The sequence below is a fragment of the Pseudomonas sp. BF-B-15 genome, from assembly GCF_019946675.1.
In the GTDB taxonomy this organism is placed as follows: domain Bacteria; phylum Pseudomonadota; class Gammaproteobacteria; order Pseudomonadales; family Pseudomonadaceae; genus Aquipseudomonas; species Aquipseudomonas migulae.
The window spans coordinates 1-19,139 of the sequence record NZ_JAGYFZ010000108.1 but is presented as its reverse complement, the minus strand read 5'-3'; the positions used below and the strand labels follow the sequence as shown (position 1 = coordinate 19,139).

Genomic DNA, 19,139 nt, shown 5'->3' with positions numbered 1-19,139 from the left:
AGAGGCCGAGCGCAGGTTCTGCGTAGTGGGCAACCCGGCAAGGATGCCGGGTTAGCCGCCCCCGGCCATGGATGGCCGATGGCGGCGGGCCCACGGAGCAGGACCGGAGCGAGGGTATGCCGAGCCACAGCGAGGCACCGAACGAAAGGGGCAAAAGCGCTTTGGTTACTTTCGCGCTTTTCGAAAGTGACTCGCTGTAAAAGCGAAACCAATAGCAGCATCACCGCAGCAACGGATATGCCCCCCACCCAATCCAAAAAAATCACAATTGAACAGCATTACTACGTTCAGATACCGGGCTTTTTCTGGGTCTGTCACCCATGCAAAAAAAAGAGCCTCAAGGCTCTTTGATGGGGAAAAAGTAGAGCCCTTGAGGCTCAAGATGCACGTGAAACAGGCGGTGAGCTTGGTAGGGGTTCAGATCACTCACCACCTACGCAACCGCTCGAGTTGAGCAAACAAACGGCTGCGTAGAATCATCGTAGGAAGATGGAGTTTGGCACTCAAGTACCGCTAGTCGCGTCCCGGCCAGCCCGCACGACGCAAGGCGTTGAGCAGTGTTTCGGCGTCCAGCCCCGGCACCGCATGGCCATTGCCCTCGGCGGTGTCGCAGGCCAGCAGAGCGTTGATGATTGCTTCTTCCACGGCTTCGGTAGCGGCAAGGAACAACTCGCTGATGTGGTCGTTGTTGACCATGCGCAGGTTGTCGGTTGTCGGCGCCTTCTTGCTCTCATAAGCAGCGGGTGGCACATCGTTACCGGTCGCAAAGGCAATGAAGATATCGCCGCTGTGGTCTTCGTTACCGCCACCGGTCCGCGCCAGACCGAGGCTGGCGCGCTGGGCGAGGCGGGTGCATTGATGTGGCAGCAACGGTGCATCGGTGGCCAGGCACACCACAATCGAACCCATGCCCGGATGCGGCAGCGATGCCTTGAGGAATGGTGAGTCAGCCTTTTCCATATAGCGCCCGACCGGGTAACCGTCGACGCGTAATTCGTTGCGGATACCGTGGTTGGCCTGGACGATGGCCCCCACCGTCCAGCCACCCTGGCCAGCATTCAAACGTCGCGAAGCGGTGCCGATGCCGCCCTTGAACTCGTGACAGATCATGCCGCTGCCACCACCCACCGCACCTTCTTTCACCGGTCCGCTTGTCGCCGTGCGCAGGGCTTGGGCCACGTGCTCGGGTTTGACGTGGAAACCGTTGATGTCGTTGAGCAAGCCGTCGAAGGTTTCCAGCACCACCGGCATGTTCCAGTAAAGTCGCCCGTCATCCGGTTGCTGTTCGCGGTCCAGCACAATCAATGCATCGCGCACCACGCCCAGGCTGTGGGTGTTGGTGAAGGCGATCGGGCTGGTGAGCAGACCCGCTTCGCGGATCCATTCCAGACCTGTGGCATCGCCGTTGCCGTTGAGCACATGGACGCCGGCAAAACACGGTTGCTGGCTGGTGGAACCGGCACGCGGCTCGATCACGGTGACGCCGGTCAGGATGTCGCGACCGTTGGCGGTGCGGCCTCGCACATCGCTGTGGCCGACCCGCACGCCGGGCACATCGGTGATGGCATTGAGCGGGCCGGGTTGCAGTTGGCCGAACTGGAGGTTCAGGTCGCGGGCACGTGGTTTCATTGTTTCTCTCATCTTCAATTCGTGGCAGAAAAAATCGTTGGGCCAAACGCAATCCCTGTGGGAGTGAGACCGGCTTGCCGGCGATGGCGGTGTGTCAGTCGACATCTTCATTGCCTGACACACCGCCATCGCGAGCAGGCTCGCTCCCACAGGTTTTTTGCGGTGGATTACTGTCCGTTTTTGACCTTGCTCCAGATCCGCGTACGCACGCGTTCGGTAGCCGGCGGCAGCGGCTGGAGGGTGAATAACGTGGCCAAGGCTTGCGCGGACGGGTACACCGCCGGGTTATTGCGAGTCGCTTCGGCCACCAGCGGCGTGGCGCTGCGGTTGCCGTTGGGGTAGTTGAGGTGATCACTGACCGGGGCAATCACTTCAGGGCGCATCAGGTAGTCGATGAAGGCCAGACCCTGCTGCGGGTGCGGCGCGTCCTTGAGCAACACGAGGGTGTCGAACCACACCGGCGCGCCTTCCTTCGGCAGGCTGTAGGCGATCTTCACGCCGTTGTTGGCCTGCTCGGCGTTGGTCTTGGCTTCCAGCATCGCGCCGGACCAACCCACCGCGACGCAGATGTTGCCGTTGGCCAGGTCGCTGATGAATTTCGACGAGTTGAAATAGGCGATGTGCGGACGCAGTTTGAGCAGCAGCGCTTCGGCCTTCTTGTAGTCCTCGGGATTGGTGCTGTTGGGCGGCAGGCCGAGGTAGTGCAGGGCCACCGGTAGCATCTCCGACGGCGAGTCGAGCATGGCCACGCCGCACTGGCCGAGCTTGGCCAGGTTGGCTTCGTTGAACACCAGCTCCCAGGAATCCACCGGTGCCTTGTCGCCCAGCGCGGCGCGGACTTTATCGACGTTGTAGCCAATGCCGTTGGTGCCCCACAGGTACGGCACGGCGTACTGATTGCCCGGATCGTTGTTGGCCAGTTTCGCCAGCAGGTCAGCATCCATGTTCTTGAAGTCAGGCATCTGTGCGTGGGGCAATGGTGCCAGGGCGCCGGCCTTGATCAGGGTCGGCAGGCTGAAGTTGCTGGCCACCACCACGTCGTAGCCGCTGCGGCTGGTGAGCAGTTTGCCTTCCAGCACTTCGGCGCTGTCGAAGGTGTCGTAAACCGGTTCGATCCCGGTGTCGCGCTTGAAGTCGTGCAGGGTGTTGGGACCGATGTAGTCGTACCAGTTGTAAACGTGAACCGTCGGGCTTTCGGCAGCCAACGCCGACAGCGAAACGCACAAACAGGCGCTCAACCCGAGATTGATCTGTGGAAGGCGACGACTCATGATGCGGCACTCCTGGCCTGCTGCAGGCCGGTGATGAACAGGTGCTTGCAGCGTATCGGCAGGCCGGGGACTCACCCATTCCCATCATGGGTTACTCGAAAGGGGTAGAGCGTGGACGCGTTGCTGAAAGAGTTGCCGGTGCACCAGGGCCTGGCGCGGGTGTTTGGCGCGTTGGGTCGGGACGGTTTCTGGCGCGCACTGGTCGACACGCTGCGGTTGCTGGTGCCGCTGGACAACGCATTGGTCGCGGTGATGCGGCCGGGGCGAGTGCCACGCCTGCTGATCGATTTCGACGCCAAGGGCGGCGCCGACGAGCATGAGGAACTGGCCGGTTACAGCGCCGGCATGTACCTGCTCGATCCGTTTTATCAGGCCGCGTGTGCAGGCATTGCCGATGGCTTGCACAGCCTAGAGTCGCTGGCGCCAGACCAGTTTCAGCAGAGCGAGTACTACCTGAGTTACTTCCGCTCTGTGGTGGGCGACGACGAGTTGCAGTTCATGATCAACGTCGAAGATTCCGTGCTCGGTTTGTCACTCGGCCGTTCGACGCGTTTTACCCTGGAAGAGCAGGGTCGTCTGCTTTGTGTGCGTGACTGGGTGCTGGCGGCGATGCGCCGTCACCTGCAATTGATGCCGCCAGAAGGCCCGGTTGCCGAAGCCGTGGCCGGGGATCTGGCGACGTTGCTGGATCGCTTTGATGCGCGTTTGACAGTGCGCGAAATCGAAACGGCGCGCCTGATTCTTCAGGGCTTTTCAAGCAAGGCGATTGCCCAGCAATTGGGGATCTCGCCGGAAACGGTGAAAGTGCATCGGCGCAACGTCTATCACAAGCTCAACGTGAACGGGCATGGGGAGTTGTTTGCGTTGGTGTTGCAGCCGCGTTGACTGGCCAATCAAAGAGATTTGTTGCCTGTCAGGCCCCCATCGCGAGCAGGCTCACTCCCACATTCGATCGCATTCCAATGTGGGAGTGAGCCTGCTCGCGATGGGCGCGGCGCGGTGTTACTGCCGAAACACCAACGCCTTCAACCCGCACTCGACATCCGCATCCGGAAACTCCGGCGGATTCTCCAGCCGTTGCTCGAACCGCAGGCTCGGCGCCTCGCGCATGACTCCATCAATCAGGAAATCCGCACCAAACGCCGGGTCGTTCATGCAGGCCAGCACCGTGCCCTGTGGCGTGAGCAACTCCGGCAACCGACGCAGCACGCGCTGGTAATCCTTGGTCAACAGAAAACTGCCTTTCTGGAAGGACGGCGGATCGATGATCACCAGGTCATAAGGGCCTTTACCGATCACCTTGCCCCAGGACTTGAACAGGTCGTGGCCGAGGAAACTCACCTTGCTCATGTCGTGGCCGTTGAGCCGGTGATTGTCGCGGCCACGGTTCAGGGCCGGGCTGGACATGTCCAGGTTGACCACGTGTTCGGCACCGCCCTCGATGGCCGCCACGGAAAAACCGCAGGTGTAGGCAAACAGGTTCAACACGCGCTTGCCCTCGGCATTGGCGCGCACCCAATCGCGGCCGTAACGCATGTCGAGGAACAGCCCGGTGTTCTGCTTGCGGCCCAGGTCTACGCGATAACGCAGGCCGCCCTCGGTGATGGTCATGTCATCGATGACTTCCCCGACCAGCCATTCGGTGGTGCTTTGCAGCAGGTAGCGATGTTGCAGCGCCAACGTATGCGCGCCGGATGTCTCCCACGCCGGCGATTGAGTGAGCGCCATCAACCGCTGTTTCAGCGCTTCCAGCTGTGCCGCTTCCGGTTCCTTGAACAGCGACACGAGCACCACGCCTTGCAGCCAGTCGACGGTCAATTGCTCCAGCCCCGGCCAGCACCGTCCGCGACCGTGGAACAGTCGGCGGGTTTCTGCGGGTGCCGCGGCCAGGGCGGTCAGCAGATGGTCGTGGAGGGTGGTGAGCGCGTCTGAGTTCATCGGGCGGTGTCGGTCATTTGAGGGGGCGGCATTTTAACCACAAATGCACACCTTGGGCTGACAACACAAAACACGGTGGGAGCGGGGGGGAGTTATCACGGTTAATTTAACTTTACGTGAGGATTTGGCGATCTGTCGGCTCCCATACTCGGCTCCAACGAATAACAACAACCGCCGGGAGCCGATCATGTCGCCGATACCTGCTTCATCCCATCCGCGCTGGCTGCGCCTGACCCATTGGCTGAACGCCCTGGCGGTGCTGGTCATGGTCACCAGCGGTTGGCGCATCTACAACGCATCGCCGCTCTACGACTTCAGTTTTCCCAAGGGCATCACGCTGGGCGGCTGGCTCGGCGGGGCGTTGCAATGGCATTTCGCGGCGATGTGGTTTCTCGCCATCAACGGCCTTGCCTACCTGATCATCAACCTCGCCAGCGGTCGTCTCTCTCGACGCTTCTTCCCGGTGTCGCCCAAAGGTGTTCTGCAGGACCTGTGGGCCGCATTGCGCGGGCGGCTGGGGCATGCCGACCTGAGTCATTACAACCAGGTGCAACGGCTGGCTTACCTGTTCGTGATGCTCGATATCACGCTGTTGGTGGTCTCCGGGCTGGTGTTGTGGAAGTCCGTCCAGTTTCCGCTGTTGCGTGAATTACTCGGCGGTTACGAAGCAGCGCGGCATGTGCATTTCATCGCGATGGCGCTGTTGGTGGCGTTTGTCGCGGTGCATCTGGTGATGGTCGCACTCGTTCCCAAAACGCTGCTGGCCATGATTAACGGTCGCAAGGAGCCCGTATGAAAAAGCCCATCGCAGGCCTGGATGAGTCATCCATCCTCAAAGACGCCCGGAAAATCATTGCGCCACAGATCGAAGACCGCTCCCGCCGTTCGTTCCTGATGCGTGGGCTGACCCTCGGCGGCGTAGCCATGTTGTCGGGCTGCAACCTGACCGACAACGAAAGCGTCGAGACCGCGTTGTCATCCATGTCGCGGTTCAACGATCGGGTGCAGGGCTGGCTGTTCAATCCCGATGCACTGGCACCGACCTATCCGGCGTCGATGATCACCCGGCCGTTCCCCTTCAACGCGTTTTACGGCATCGACGAGGCACCCATCGTTGAGGAAGAAAGCTATCGACTGGAAGTCACCGGCCTGGTCGCCGACAAGCGCAGCTGGCGCCTCGAAGAGCTGCGCGCGATGGCGCAGAACGAGCAGATCACCCGGCATATCTGCGTCGAAGGCTGGAGTGCGATCGGGCGGTGGGGCGGCGTGCGGTTCAGCGATTTCCTCAAACGGGTCGGAGCCGACACCGATGCCAAATATGTCGGTTTCAAATGCGCCGACGATTACTACACCAGCATCGACATGGCCACCGCGCTGCACTCGCAGACGTTGCTGGCCCTGACCTATGACGGCGCGGTGTTGCCGCGCGAATACGGCTTTCCGATGAAGCTGCGCATGCCCACCAAGCTCGGCTACAAGAACCCCAAACATATTCAGGCGATTTTCGTCAGCAACACCTACAGCGGCGGCTACTGGGAAGACCAGGGCTACAACTGGTTCGGTGGCAGCTGACGGCACCCGCCAACTTCACAGCGCGGCTCACGCTGCGTTCAATCGCAACCTGTGCTTCAAGGAGTTTCATCATGAAAAAGTTGACCACCGTCGTATTGTCCATGTGCCTCGCCGTAGGTGCCGCCAGCGTGTTTGCCGCCGAGACGACAACCAGTGATGGCATGAGCAAGGACAGCATGAGCAAAGATTCGATGTCCAAGGACGCCATGAAAAAAGACTCGATGAAAAAAGATGCCATGAGCAAGGACACGATGAAAAAAGACGCCATGTCCAAGGATTCGATGAGCAAGGACGGAATGAAAAAAGACGCGATGTCCAAGGACGCCATGAAAAAGGACGCCATGTCGCAGTAATTCATTACAACGCGATCCCTGTAGGAGCAGAGCTTGCTCGCGAAGACGGAGTGTCAGCCGACATCATCGTTGCCTGATACACCGCTTTCGCGAGCAAGCTCTGCTCCTACAGTGTTGTGCATTGCAGGGTATGACTTTAAGTCATGCCCCCATGACTTTTAATGGTTACAGCCCCGCCAACCCCCAGTGTTAAAAAATCGCAAACACAGCTCATCAACAACAAAAAAGAGCGTTTGCACCCATGACTGATTCCCTCCGCCACGTCCTGCGCTCTTCAACCCCCGACCAAAACCACGCGACTTCCTCTGTCTGCGTGCACTTCTGATCATCCAGAAAATCACTGAAGAGTAACGACCCATGAAAGAACTCGACCTGTACATCGGTGAAGGTTTCGAAGGCCCAGGCGTGAACGCCGCGCACATCAACATCCTGATCGGCCCGCGCAACGGCCCGGCAGGGCAGGCGTTTGCCAACAGCCTGGCATCGCCAAGCCAGGGCCATTGCCCGTTCATGGTGATCGCTCAGCCGAACATCCCGGTCAAGCCGATGACCCTTTACGTGAACAAAGCCGCGATCAGCAGTGACCTGCACGGCAACGCCACTTGGGGCGCGTCGCAGGCCGGCATCGCCAAGGCGGTGCTCGAAGCGCTGCTCGACGGCACCTTGCCGCCGGAAGCCGAAGACGAGTGGGCCATCGTCACCGCCAACTGGGTCAACCCGGCCTGCGATGACCTCGATGCGGTGTACCTGAACAACTACAACGCCTGCCGCACGGCGATCCGTGCCGCGCTGACCGGCAAACCGGAAACCGCGCAACTGGCCGATGTGGTCAATCACATCAGCAACCCTTTCTACACGCCAAAAGCCTGAGGTCCGAATCATGCAATACATTCGTTTGGGCAACTCCGGCCTTGAAGTCTCCCGCCTGTGCCTGGGCACCATGAACATGGGCACCCCGGACTGGAAACCGTGGATCTTCGATGAGAAGAAAAGCGAGCCGATCGTCGCGCACGCGCTGGACAACGGGGTGAACTTCATCGACCTCGCGGACTTCTATTCCGCCGGTGTCGGCGAGGAAGTGGTGGGGCGCATCGTCAAGCGCCTGGCCCGTCGCGAAGACCTGGTGATCACCACCAAAGTCGGCTACGGCACCCGCTCCGGCATCAACGCCAGCGGCCATTCGCGCAAGCACATCATGGACAGCATCGATGCGTCGCTTAAGCGTCTGAACATGGATTATGTCGACGTGTTCATGCTGCATTACTTCGACGTGAACACCCCGGTGGAAGAAACCATGAGCGCGATGAACGACATCGTGCGTTCCGGCAAGGCGCGTTACATCGGCGTGTCGACCATGCTCACCGGGCAGTTGGCGAAAATCCTCATGGCCTGTGAGCGCAACGGTTGGGTCAAACCGATCAACATGCAGCTGCAACTGAACTGCGCCTACCGCGAAGAAGAACGCGAGATGATTCCGTTCTGCCGCGACCAGGGTTTGGGCGTCTCGGTATTCAGCCCGCTGGCCCGTGGCTTGCTGACCGGCGACGCTCAGTCGACCCGCAACCAGACCGACTTCTTCACTCAGCAGATGTACAGCGACGAAGCCTCGTTCGAAATCGCCCATTCGGTACAACGCGTGGCCCGTGCCCGTGGTGTGTCCAACGCACAGATAGCTCAGGCCTGGGTCGCCAACCATCCCGGTGTGGATTGCATGCTGGTCGGCGCTGACACCACCGAGCAGTTCGACAGCGCCCTGGCCGCGCTGGAAACCAGACTCGATGCCGAAGAGCTGCACGAACTGGAACGCAATTACACCCCGTGCGACGTGATCAACGATTACACCGCCGGTAAACGTATCTTGCGTTCGGCCCGTCCGGGTCTTGAACGCTTCAATCTGACCGAGGCTGTGGCATGAGCTCGTTGATCCGTCACGGCAATTTCATCGACGGCCAATGGTCCAGCGGTGGTGCCACTTACCCGGTGCTGAACCCGGCCAATGGCGAGTTGATCACCGACGTACAAAAGGCCGGCGCTGAAGAAACCAACCGCGCCATCGACGCCGCCAACCGTGCGTTGCCGGCCTGGCGCAAGTTGACCGCCAAGGAACGCAGCCAGAAGCTCAAGCGCTGGAGCGAGCTGATGCTGGGTAACCAGAAGGATTTGGCGACGCTGCTCAGCCGCGAACAGGGCAAGCCCCTGGCCGAAGCCATGGGCGAAGTGGTCTACGCCGCAAGCTTTCTGGAGTGGTTTGCCGAAGAAGCCAAGCGCGCTTACGGCGACGTGATCCCGAGCCACAAGGCTGACGCGCGGATCATCGTGGTCAAGGAAGCCATCGGCGTGGTCGCTGCGATCACCCCGTGGAACTTCCCGCTGGCAATGGTCACTCGCAAGGTCGGCCCGGCGCTGGCGGCCGGTTGCACGATGATTCTAAAACCCTCGGAAGAGACGCCGTTGTCCGCGTTCGCCTTGGCGGTGCTGGCCGAGCAGGCGGGCATTCCGGCCGGTGTGTTCAACATCGTTTCCGGTGATGCCGTGGCGATTGGCGGGGCGCTGCAAGCCTCGGGCATCGTGCGCAAACTGTCATTCACCGGCTCCACCCGTACCGGCAAGTTGCTGATGCGTCAGGCGGCGGACACCCTGAAAAAAGTCTCGCTGGAACTGGGCGGCAATGCGCCGTTCATTGTCTTCGACGACGCCGATCTGGACGCAGCCGTCAAAGGCGCGATGGCCTCGAAATTCCGCAACACCGGGCAAACCTGTGTCTGCGTGAATCGCTTCTTTATTCAGGACGGCGTCTACGAAGCCTTCACCGGCAAACTCGCTGAAGCGGTGGCGGCGATGCGCGTCGGCAGTGCGCTGGACGGCGAAACCGAGCAAGGTCCGCTGATCAACGCAGCGGCGCTGGCCAAGGTTGAACTGCACGTCGGCGATGCACTGGAGAAGGGCGCCAAACTGTTGTGCGGCGGCCGTCGCCACGCACTCGGCGGGACGTTTTACCAGCCGACCATCCTCGCCGAAGCCAACAGCGAAATGCTGATTGCCCAGGACGAAACCTTTGGCCCGGTGGCCGCGTGCTTCCGCTTCAAGGACGAAGCCGAAGTGCTGCAAAAAGCCAACGACACGCCGTACGGTTTGTCGGCCTACTTCTACAGCCGCGACATTGGCCGCGTGTGGCGCATGGCCGAAGGCCTGGAAGCCGGCATGGTCGGGATCAACGAAGGGATCATTTCCACGGAAGTGGCGCCATTCGGCGGCATCAAGGAATCGGGCCTTGGTCGCGAGGGATCGAAGTACGGTCTGGAAGACTACCTGGAAATCAAATACCTGCTGATGGGCGGCCTCTAAGAGCGTCACTCCACCCTGTGGGAGCGGGCTTGCTCGCGAAGGCAGTGTGTCAGACACATTAATGTCAACTGACACACCGCATTCGCGAGCAAGCCCGCTCCCACAATGGGAATGTGCCTGGCTTAGGGATTGCTGACCACCCCTAGCCACTCCGTAAACAACCGCACTTTCGACAAACCCTGCTTGTCATTCGCCACATCCAGCCAATAGCCATACGGCCCGATCACTTCCACCGGGGTGATCGGCAACAAACTGCCATTCGCCAATTCCTTTTCGATCATCTGCCGGTCAATCACGGCTAATCCACCACCCGCCAGAGCAGTGTGGATCACCTGATCCAGCGTGCTGAATTCCAGCCCTTGCCCCGCATCGACATCGTCCCGGCCCATTGCCGCCAGCCAGTTCTCCCAGACCTTCAACCGTTTGCCGTCATGCAGGATGTGCAGCAACGGAAACCGCCGCAAGTCCGGCGGTTGGCCGTTGACGAACAACTCCGGGCTGGCCACCGCCATGTGCCGTTCCATCACCAGTAACTGGCTGCTGCAGTGGCTGGCCGCTTCGAGGCCGAAGCGGATGTGGCAGTCGATTTCTGCAAGGTTGTCGTGGCCGCTTTGGTTGGTCACGCTGAGGCTGATGTCCGGGTAGCGTTGGCAAAAGGCGCGCAGGTGCGCCGACAACCAGCGCGTGGCCCAGGTCGGCGGCGCGACGATGCGCAAGCGTTGGCGCAGGTTGGGTACGCGCACGGCTTGCAGGGCGCGTTCGACGTGATCGAAGGCGTCGCTCAGTTGAGGGGAGAGGGCGAGGCCGGTTTCGGTCAGGGACAGGCCTTGTGGGGTGCGGATGAACAGCGCCACGCCGAGGTAGTCTTCGAGCTGCTTGATCTGACGACTCACCGCGCCCTGGGTGACGTTCAACCCCAAGGCTGCCTGGCTGAAACTACGATGCCGCGCGACCTCTTCGAAGACGCGCAGCATGTTGAGCGAGGGGAGTTGACGCATGGAAGGGGGGCTCCGCACTGGCCTCGGGTGATGTGTCGGGCCGGTTTGTTGTTTTTGGATGGTTTTGTGGTGCCTATCTGACTATTAGCAAGGGGCTGATGCAAGTGGTGTTTGGGCTGACGCTTTCGCTGGCAAGCCAGCTCCTACAGGATCGGGGGATGTTCGGTATTGTGTGATCACCCGAAGTCTGTAGGAGCCCGGCTTGCCGGCGATGGCGATTTCAAGGACGCCGAAAATCCCGGATCAGAAGTAATACCCGATGTTCATGTACAGCTGATTCTCCCAATGATCCGTCCCGCCAGCACCCAGGCTCTGGGTGTAGCTGCTGCCACCGATGTACGGGTCATTCTTGCCATACAGCCACTCGGTCGCGATCCACAGTTTGCTGAAGGAAAACGAGGTGCCGAGAATCATCCGCTGCGAGGTCTTGAACTCATCGGCGGATTTATCGAAGGCACTGTAGTTGGCGTACAGCTTCACGCCGCTGACCAGGTCGAACAGGTATTTGCCGCTGACGTCGTAGCTCAGGTCCGCCACGTACAAATTGCCGCGACTGGCGACGTTGTAAGTGCCGTCGTAACCGCCCAGCGTCACCAGTTCATCGGTACCGGCGTTGCGCGGCGACATCTGTTGCCGCGCCGCTTGCAGTTGCACGCCCCACGGACCGTTCTTGCCCAGGTAGTGCACGGCCACGGCGTTGCGTCGGCCGTCGTTGTCGGTGTCCTTGTTTTTCAGGGTCGAGGTCAGGCCAGAGATCCCGACTTCGGATTTCCACGGCCCCAGGTCCAGCGCCTTGGCCACCCGAAGTACGATGGTGTTGCGTTCCTGGTTGTCGCTGCCATCGCTGACGTAGCTGTCCGCCCCGGACACCACGCTGGAATACGTCACGCCTTTGCTGGTGCCTTTGCCTTGCCACGCCGGGCGCAGGTAGTAGCCGGCCTGGACGTTCCAGTCGCCGCTTTGCTGGATGTACTTGGCGCCGATCTGTTGCACGTCTTCCAGGCCGATGACGTTGCCGAGGGTTTCGTAGAAGGTGCTGCCGAAGTACGGCTGCAAACCGAACGGCACGGTGTTCAAACCTACCTGCACTTGCTGGTCCGGGTTGAACTTGTAGCCGGCCCACGCGTACTTGGCGAACTGGATGTCGCCGTAGTCCTTGGTGTACTGGTAAGGGTAGGAGCGTCCGTAGAAACGGTACTGCGCCTCACCAATCCAGGTGTCGGAGTTGTACTTGGCGCTGAGGAACACGGTGTCCAGGCCGAATTTCTGAATGTCGCGGTCCGGGTCATAGTCCCAACGGGCTCGCACGGCGCCGCCGAGGTCGAGGTTGTCGGTCACTTGAACCGCCATGGCCGGGGCTGCGAGGGCGCCGAGCACTGGAATCAAAGCAATGGAACGGATAGCACGAGGGGTGATTGCGCGCACTGTGATACTCCCGATTTTCTGATTATTGTTGGCAACAGCAACCCATGCCGCAGCGAACGCTGCGACCTGGGGAAAGGGTTATGGGCTTAGTTGGCTTGAGGCCGGATCAGCCTCAACGCGGGCTCCGCGACAGGCACCACCGGTATCGCCGAAGCGCCGGGGGCCGCCGCCAGCAAGGTCTGGGTGTAGGTGTTTTGCGGGCGCAGCAACACCTGTTCCGCCGTGCCGTATTCCACCACTTCGCCCTGGCGCATCACCGCGATGTAGTCACTGATCTGCGCCGCCACGCGCAGGTCGTGGGTGATGAACAAAATGCTCAGGTTCAGTCGCTGTTGCAGCTCGGCGAGCAACTCCAGCACCTGTTTCTGTACCGAGACATCGAGCGCCGAGACGCTTTCATCGGCGATCAACACTTCCGGGCGCATCGCCAGTGCCCTGGCAATGCCGATGCGTTGACGCTGACCTCCGGAAAACTGCCGGGGCTTGCGCTTGAGCGCGTCACGTTTGAGCCCGACCTGCTCCAGCAAGTCGCCGGCCTCGGTCCACGCATCCTTGGCCGACAGCCCACGCAGTTGCGCGGCGCGGGCAATGATGTCGCCGACTCGGTGACGCGGATTGAGTGAGCCGTAAGGGTCCTGGAAAATCATCTGGATGCGCCGCCGATTGGCCGCCAGTGCCGAGCCGCGCAAGGCGAGGAAATCCGTGTCGCCGACCCACACGTGGCCGCTGTCGCTGTCCACCAGGCGAATCGCCGCTTTGACCAACGTGCTCTTGCCCGAACCGGACTCGCCGACGATGGCCAGGGTCTTGCCCCGTGGCAGTTGCAGGGAGACATCCCTGAGCGCCGCCACCGAGCGGCCGCCGACGTTGTAGGTTTTGTTCAGGTGCTCGATGCGCAGCGCCAGTTCACCGTCGGCGCTGGGCACGTGCAGTTCCGGGTGAAGGGCCGGCACGGCGGCGATCAGTTTGCGGGTGTAAGGATGCGCCGGAGCGTTGAGCACCTGATCGCGCTCACCGATTTCCACCAGGCGGCCACCTTCCATCACTGCGATGCGGTCGGCGATTTCCGCGACCACGCCGAAATCGTGGGTGATGAACAGGATGCCGTGCTGGCCCCGCCCGCGCAGTTCACGCACCAGTTTCAGGACTTGCGCCTGGGTGGTGACGTCGAGGGCTGTGGTCGGTTCGTCGGCGATCAACAGGTCGGGGTTCATGGCCAGGGCCATGGCAATCACCACCCGCTGGCATTGGCCGCCGGAGAGTTGATGGGGAAAGCTGTTGGCGATCCGTGGCGGGTCCGGCAAGTGGGTGGAGTCGAGCAGCGCGAGCATACGTTCGCGGCGCTCGGCGGCGGGCATCTGCGGGGCGTGGATGTCGAAGATCTCCTCGACTTGCTGGCCGATACGGATCGCCGGATTCAACGCGGCCATGGGCTCCTGGAAGATCATCGCGATGCGATTACCGCGCAACTGACGCAGGGCGTTTTCTTCCATGCGGCAGATGTCATCGCCGAGAAAATCGATCACGCCTTCGCTGTGGCGCAGGCCTTTGGCGTAGTCGCCCATGATCGCCGCAGAAAGCACCGATTTACCGGAGCCGGACTCGCCGATCACACAGAGGATTTCGCCCTTGCGCACATCCAGGCTGATGCCTTGCACGGCGTGGCTGCGGTCGGCGCCGGCCGGCAATTCAATGGAGAGATTCTCCACCTTCAAGACTTGTTGTTGATTCATGCTCAGCTCCTTGCGCCTTTCTGGGCGTGTTCGTCCAGACCGTCCGCCAACAGGCTCAGGCCCAGCATCAGGGTGGAGATGGCAATGCACGGGAAAATCACCAGGTGCGGGAACGCGATGGCCATGCTGCGGCCTTCGTTGATCATGCCGCCCCAGTCCGGGGTCGGTGGTGGCAGGCCGAGGCCGAGGAAACCGAGGGCGCCGATCATGATCGCGGTGTAGCCGATACGCAGGCAGAAATCGACGATCAGCGGGCCGCCGCAGTTGGGCAGGATTTCCACCAGCATGATGCGCAACGAACCTTCACCCTGGGTGATCGCGCTGAGCACGTAATCCCGGGAGCGGATGTCGATGGTCAGGGCGCGCATGATGCGGAAGATCGCCGGGGCGCTGGTGAAGGTCACCGCAATCAGAATGTTCAGCGCCGAAGCGCCGAGGGCGATGATGATCACGATGTACAGCACCAGCACCGGGAACGACAACACGGTGTCGGCGACGTACGACAGAAAGGCATCGACCTTGCCGTTGAAGTAACCGGCGCACAGGCCCATGGCAATGCCCACGGCAAACGCGGTCAGCGTTGCCAGGATCGACCAGAACAACACGGTGCGCGTGCCCCAGACCAGCCGTGAAAGAATGTCCCGGCCAATCATGTCGGTGCCCAGCAGAAAGCTCTGGCCATTGCCGTCGGCGCTCATCGGCGTGAGCAACGGGCTGAAACTTTCCAGCGGGTCATGGGGGGCCAGCCAGGGTGCAAACGTGGCGGTCAGCACCCAGCCGCCCACCAGCAGCAAACCGAGCAAGGCCAAGGGATGTTTGAACGATTGCAGGAAGCTCATTGGCCACCTCCGCCAAGACTGCGCAAGGTGATGCGCGGGTTGAGCCAGGTGTAGGCCAGGTCGGAAAAGATTTTCGTCGCGCCGACCACTGCGCCGCTGATCATCGCGCAGGCTTCGATCAGGTAAACGTCGTGGTTCAGCGAAGCGGTGTACAGCAACGAGCCGAAGCCTTTGTAGGCGAAGAACACTTCGACCACGATCACGTTCGACAGTAACCACGGGATGTACAGCATGATCACCGTGATCGGGGCGATGAGGACGTTGCGCAAGGCATGGCGCAGCACAATGCGCGAGGTCGATGCGCCTTTGAGGCGAGCGGTGCGGATGTACGGCGCCTGCATGACTTCAACCATCGATGCGCGGGTGATGCGGGCCAGGTAGCCGATGCCGAACAGGCACAACACCATCAGCGGCAAGGCCAGCTCGGCGGCGTTGAAGCCATCACTCATGCTGCTCACGCCTGGCAGCCAGTTGAGCCAGAACACAAAGATTGCCGAGACGAACACGGCACTGGCGAAGTCCGGAATCGAGGTGGTGACGATCGACAGGAACGACACCAGGCGGTCTATCGCCGAACCCTGGCGAATGCCGGCCAGAATGCCCAGGGTCAGGGCCACCGGTACCATCACCAACAGGGCCAGCCCGGCGAGGATCAATGTTTGCCCGAGGTTGGGCAGCAGCAGGTTGATCACCGGTTCGCGAAAGTGCACCGAGGTGCCCCAGTCGCCGCTGACGAAATCCTTCAGCCACACCAGGTAACGCCACAGGAACGGTTGGTTGTAGCCATGTTCCACCAGCCATGCGGCGCGCTGGTCGGCGGCGGAGTAGGGGCCGAGGACGTTGATGGCGACGTCTTCGATGTTCAGTTCAAGGGCGACAAACACGATCAGCGACACCGACAACAGGGTCGCGACCAGCGCCATCAATTTGCGTAACAGAAATTCAGCCATGCTTGCAGGCTCCGGCTAATCAAGGGATGCCGGCCCGCCGCACCGGTCGGTGGGCGGGCACGTTTGGGGCTGCGCGTCAGGCGCTCAGCCAGACTTCATCCATTGGGTAGAAGTCCGAAGGGTGAACCTGGAAACCCTGGACCTTCTTGCTGGTGGCGGTGAACTTGTCACCCCAGAACGGCTGCACCATCACCGCGGCGTCCTGCAGGATGCGCTCGACATCCTGCATCGCCAGGGCCCGTTGTTTCGGATCGATGATGCCCATGGCCTTGTCCAGTGCGGCGTCGAAGGCCGGGTCGCTGTAGTGGCTTTCGTTCCAGGCCGCACCGCTGCGGTAGGCCAGTTCCAGCGACATCACGCCCAGCGGGCGGTGTGCCCAATAGGTCAGGCTGAACGCCGCCTTGTCCCAGATCGGCCAGTATTGGGTGGCCGGAATGACTTTCAGGTTGATGCGGATGCCGGCCTCCAGGCAGTTCTGCTGCAGGATCTGCGCGCAGTCCTGTTCGTAGCGGCCCTGGGTGTTGCCGACAATCAGGTCGATGTCGATGCCATTCGGGTAACCGGCGTCGGCCAGCAGTTTTTTCGCCCCGGCGATATCCCGCTCACGCTTGGGCAGCGGCGCATATTCCGGATGGGAAGGCGCGACGTGGTGGTCTTCGCCCAGCGTGCCCATGCCGCGATAGGCGATTTTCAGCATCTGCGCATTGTCGGCGCAGAGCACCACGGCTTTGCGGATACGCACATCGGTGAACGGCTTCTGGTCGCAGGCCATGCGCATGACCACGGTCTGCGCGGACTTGCAACTGAGCAACTGCGCGCCCGGCAAGCGCTTGGCCAGGTCCAGTTCGGCCACGGTCACGCGGTAAAGCACGTCCACTTGCCCGGCTTGCAGCGCCGCGAGATGGGTGGAAATGTCGGTGCCCATGTCGACGTAGCGCAATTCGTCGAGATTGGCCGGTTTGCGCCAGTAATCTGCGCGTTTGGCGAAGGTGGCTTGCTTGTTCACCGCAAACGACACCAGCTTGAACGGCCCGGTGCCAATCGGGTTTTTCGCCCAGTCATCACCGTTTTTGAAGCTGCGGTGAACCAGGGTGCAGGTGAAGGCGCTGAGCATTTCCGGGATGGCCAGAATCGGCCGCTTGAGCACCAGGCGGAACTGGTACGGGCTGACTTTTTCGAAAGCAGCGATGTCCTGGAACGCGGTGCGGTTGACCGACTTGGAGTCGGCGGCGATCCAGCGATGGATGTTGTGTTCGACATCGTCGCTGGTGAACTCGTCGCCGTTGCTCCACTTGACGCCCTGGCGCAGGTTGAAGGTCCAGGTCTTGAGGTCTTCGGACGGGCTCCAGCTCTCGGCCAGGTAGGGGTGGGTGATGTTGTCGGCGTCCACCCAGGTCAAGAATTCCAGGGAGTTGCGCAGCAGGTTCGAGGCTTCGATCCAGGTGATCAGCATCGGGTCCTGAATTTCCTGGATGGCGCAGGCAAAACGCAACGTACCGCCCTGGCGTGGCGGGATGGCCTCGGCGGCGTGGGCGGAATTACCGAGCAGGGCGGAACCGAGGAAGGTGCTGGCGCTGGCGACGGTGATGCCGAGGAGGGCGGCGGTGCGCAAGAATTGCCGGCGGTTGATCTCGCCACTTTTGACTTGGGTGCACAGGTCGTTGACTGCTGGATGCGGCAGGGCGCCGTCCAGAGTTGTTAGCTCGTCGAGATGGGGCATGGGGCAGCTCTCATGTTGTTTTTATTTGAGATGGCCGCAGTTTTGTCATCGGCGCAAAGATCGACAAACGATAAATTCAACGCGCAAACGTTCGATAAATGCATGTTACTGGCGCAGGGCTATGTCAGAGCTTGAAATAGACAGGCTGGACTCAACCCCTGTAGGAGTGAGCCTGCTCGCGATTGCGGTGTGCCAGTCGACATTTATGTGTCAGATAGTCCGCTATCGCGAGCAGGCTCACTCCTACAGAAAAGCGGTTCGCGGAGCTGCTGGATTGTCCTACACAACACAAAAATGCATGTTACTGGGGAAATTTCCTACAAGGCGTGGGATGCTTAATACCTCGTCAGCCTTCCACGAGTGCCTTTCATGAAACGCAAAATGCCTGGTCTGAATGCCCTCAAAGCCTTCGAAGTGGCCGGCAGCACCGGCAGCTTCACCCGGGCCGCCGAGTTGCTCAATGTCACCCAGAGCGCCGTCAGCCGGCAGGTGCGCCAACTCGAAGAGCAATTGGGCGAAAACCTGCTGGAGCGGCGCCATCATCACCTCGACCTGACCAGCGCCGGGCGAGTGCTGTTACGGGCGCTACATCAATCCTTCGACAAGATCGAGCTGACGGTGCGCAGCATCCAGCAGAAAACCCATTCCAATCGCCTGCACATCAACGCGCCGCCGACCTTCACCAACCGCTGGCTGATGCCGCGTCTGGGGCGGCTGCGGGAGAAGCATCCGGAACTGGAGTTGAGCATTACCACACGCTTGCAGGACAGCCTCGCGGAAACCAGTACGCTGGATTGCGCGATTCGTTTCGGCGACGGTGAGTGGGATGGGCTGGACAGTTCGCTGCTGATCCAGGAGCGGCATATCGCGGTGTGCGCGCCGACCTTGTATGCGCGGGAGTGGAGCGAGCAGGGCATTGACCTTAATCGCCTGACCTTGCTGCACGTGCTGGCCCGGGAAGACCAGCGTTACCTGACTTGGAAACACTGGCTGGACGCCGCGCGCATCACCGGCGTCGATACCCAGGGCGGCTACGAGTTTGACCTGCTGGACCTGGCCATCCGCGCGGCCGTCGACGGTTTGGGCATCACCATCGCCGACTGGCACATGGTCGCTTCGGAACTGGCCAGTGGGCAGTTGACCCAAGTGCTGAACGTGCACGTGGAAGGGCATCAATCCTACTGGCTGGTGACCCGGCCGGAACAGACGCAGATGCCGCAATTGCAGCTGTTCAGCGAGTGGTTGCAGGAAGAAATCTGGCTGGCGCAAAGGAAACTCGAGCCCTCGACCGCCGCCACCTGAACACTACAACCCCCTGTAGGAGCGAGGCTTGCCCGCGAAGGCGGAGTGTCAGTCAACATTGATG

At 61.1% G+C, this 19,139-nt stretch carries 17 protein-coding genes; 8 read left to right on the top strand and 9 right to left on the bottom strand.

The genetic code is table 11. The features are described from left to right. Positions 1–513 precede the first annotated feature (513 nt). Both KGA97_RS25125 and KGA97_RS25120 read right to left on the bottom strand, forming a co-directional pair. On the bottom strand, positions 514–1,629 hold the full coding sequence (locus KGA97_RS25125) for a P1 family peptidase (RefSeq protein WP_223481702.1): 1,116 nt from the start codon (positions 1,627–1,629) through the stop codon (positions 514–516). 167 nt (positions 1,630–1,796) lie between these two features. After that, positions 1,797–2,900, bottom strand: coding sequence for a polyamine ABC transporter substrate-binding protein (locus KGA97_RS25120; RefSeq protein WP_223481701.1), 1,104 nt, complete (start codon positions 2,898–2,900; stop codon positions 1,797–1,799). Positions 2,901–3,011: 111 nt separating this feature from the next. Here KGA97_RS25120 and KGA97_RS25115 point away from each other — a divergent pair, with 111 nt between their 5' ends. Then, on the top strand, positions 3,012–3,785 hold the full coding sequence (locus KGA97_RS25115; protein WP_008043396.1) for a helix-turn-helix transcriptional regulator: 774 nt from the start codon (positions 3,012–3,014) through the stop codon (positions 3,783–3,785). 117 nt (positions 3,786–3,902) lie between these two features. Here KGA97_RS25115 and KGA97_RS25110 read toward each other — a convergent pair whose 3' ends face one another. Then, complete coding sequence (locus tag KGA97_RS25110; RefSeq protein WP_223481700.1) at positions 3,903–4,838, bottom strand: class I SAM-dependent methyltransferase; 936 nt, start codon at positions 4,836–4,838, stop codon at positions 3,903–3,905. A gap of 187 nt (positions 4,839–5,025) precedes the next feature. Here KGA97_RS25110 and KGA97_RS25105 point away from each other — a divergent pair, with 187 nt between their 5' ends. From KGA97_RS25105 to KGA97_RS25080, 6 genes are all read left to right on the top strand, one after another. Next, positions 5,026–5,634, top strand: coding sequence for a cytochrome b/b6 domain-containing protein (locus KGA97_RS25105; RefSeq protein ID WP_223481699.1), 609 nt, complete (start codon positions 5,026–5,028; stop codon positions 5,632–5,634). Beyond that, the gene (locus KGA97_RS25100; protein ID WP_192496269.1) at positions 5,631–6,410 is read left to right on the top strand and encodes a molybdopterin-dependent oxidoreductase; all 780 of its coding nucleotides are present in this window, start codon (positions 5,631–5,633) and stop codon (positions 6,408–6,410) included. Before KGA97_RS25105 ends, KGA97_RS25100 begins: the two co-directional genes overlap by 4 nt. A gap of 71 nt (positions 6,411–6,481) precedes the next feature. Then, positions 6,482–6,763, top strand: a complete 282-nt coding sequence (locus tag KGA97_RS25095; protein ID WP_008043404.1) for a pentapeptide MXKDX repeat protein — start codon at positions 6,482–6,484, stop codon at positions 6,761–6,763. Between the two features lie 357 nt (positions 6,764–7,120). Beyond that, positions 7,121–7,633: a formaldehyde-activating enzyme gene (gene fae, locus KGA97_RS25090; RefSeq protein ID WP_008043405.1), complete on the top strand. Its 513-nt coding sequence runs from the start codon at positions 7,121–7,123 to the stop codon at positions 7,631–7,633. Between the two features lie 10 nt (positions 7,634–7,643). After that, positions 7,644–8,678: an aldo/keto reductase gene (locus KGA97_RS25085; RefSeq protein WP_008043408.1), complete on the top strand. Its 1,035-nt coding sequence runs from the start codon at positions 7,644–7,646 to the stop codon at positions 8,676–8,678. Next, entirely contained in the window at positions 8,675–10,108 is a 1,434-nt protein-coding gene (locus tag KGA97_RS25080) for an NAD-dependent succinate-semialdehyde dehydrogenase (protein WP_223481698.1), read from the top strand. Before KGA97_RS25085 ends, KGA97_RS25080 begins: the two co-directional genes overlap by 4 nt. A 122-nt stretch (positions 10,109–10,230) precedes the next feature. On the opposite strand, the gene KGA97_RS25075 is transcribed toward KGA97_RS25080, so the two are convergent. The 6 genes from KGA97_RS25075 to KGA97_RS25050 form a co-directional block, all read right to left on the bottom strand. Further along, positions 10,231–11,106: a LysR substrate-binding domain-containing protein gene (locus KGA97_RS25075; RefSeq protein WP_223481697.1), complete on the bottom strand. Its 876-nt coding sequence runs from the start codon at positions 11,104–11,106 to the stop codon at positions 10,231–10,233. A 243-nt stretch (positions 11,107–11,349) separates the two neighbouring features. Further along, a complete protein-coding gene (locus KGA97_RS25070) occupies positions 11,350–12,531 on the bottom strand; it encodes a hypothetical protein (RefSeq protein WP_207286507.1) in 1,182 nt (393 codons plus the stop codon). 86 nt (positions 12,532–12,617) lie between these two features. Then, positions 12,618–14,264, bottom strand: a complete 1,647-nt coding sequence (locus tag KGA97_RS25065; protein ID WP_207286506.1) for a dipeptide ABC transporter ATP-binding protein — start codon at positions 14,262–14,264, stop codon at positions 12,618–12,620. 2 nt (positions 14,265–14,266) lie between these two features. Beyond that, the gene (locus tag KGA97_RS25060) at positions 14,267–15,103 is read right to left on the bottom strand and encodes an ABC transporter permease (protein ID WP_008043419.1); all 837 of its coding nucleotides are present in this window, start codon (positions 15,101–15,103) and stop codon (positions 14,267–14,269) included. Continuing rightward, the gene (locus KGA97_RS25055; protein WP_008043421.1) at positions 15,100–16,053 is read right to left on the bottom strand and encodes an ABC transporter permease; all 954 of its coding nucleotides are present in this window, start codon (positions 16,051–16,053) and stop codon (positions 15,100–15,102) included. The genes KGA97_RS25060 and KGA97_RS25055 overlap by 4 nt, the downstream gene beginning before the upstream one ends. Positions 16,054–16,129: 76 nt before the next feature. Continuing rightward, on the bottom strand, positions 16,130–17,773 hold the full coding sequence (locus KGA97_RS25050; RefSeq protein WP_223481696.1) for an ABC transporter substrate-binding protein: 1,644 nt from the start codon (positions 17,771–17,773) through the stop codon (positions 16,130–16,132). A gap of 369 nt (positions 17,774–18,142) precedes the next feature. Here KGA97_RS25050 and KGA97_RS25045 point away from each other — a divergent pair, with 369 nt between their 5' ends. Then, positions 18,143–19,075, top strand: a complete 933-nt coding sequence (locus tag KGA97_RS25045; RefSeq protein WP_008043425.1) for a LysR substrate-binding domain-containing protein — start codon at positions 18,143–18,145, stop codon at positions 19,073–19,075. Positions 19,076–19,139 lie beyond the last annotated feature (64 nt).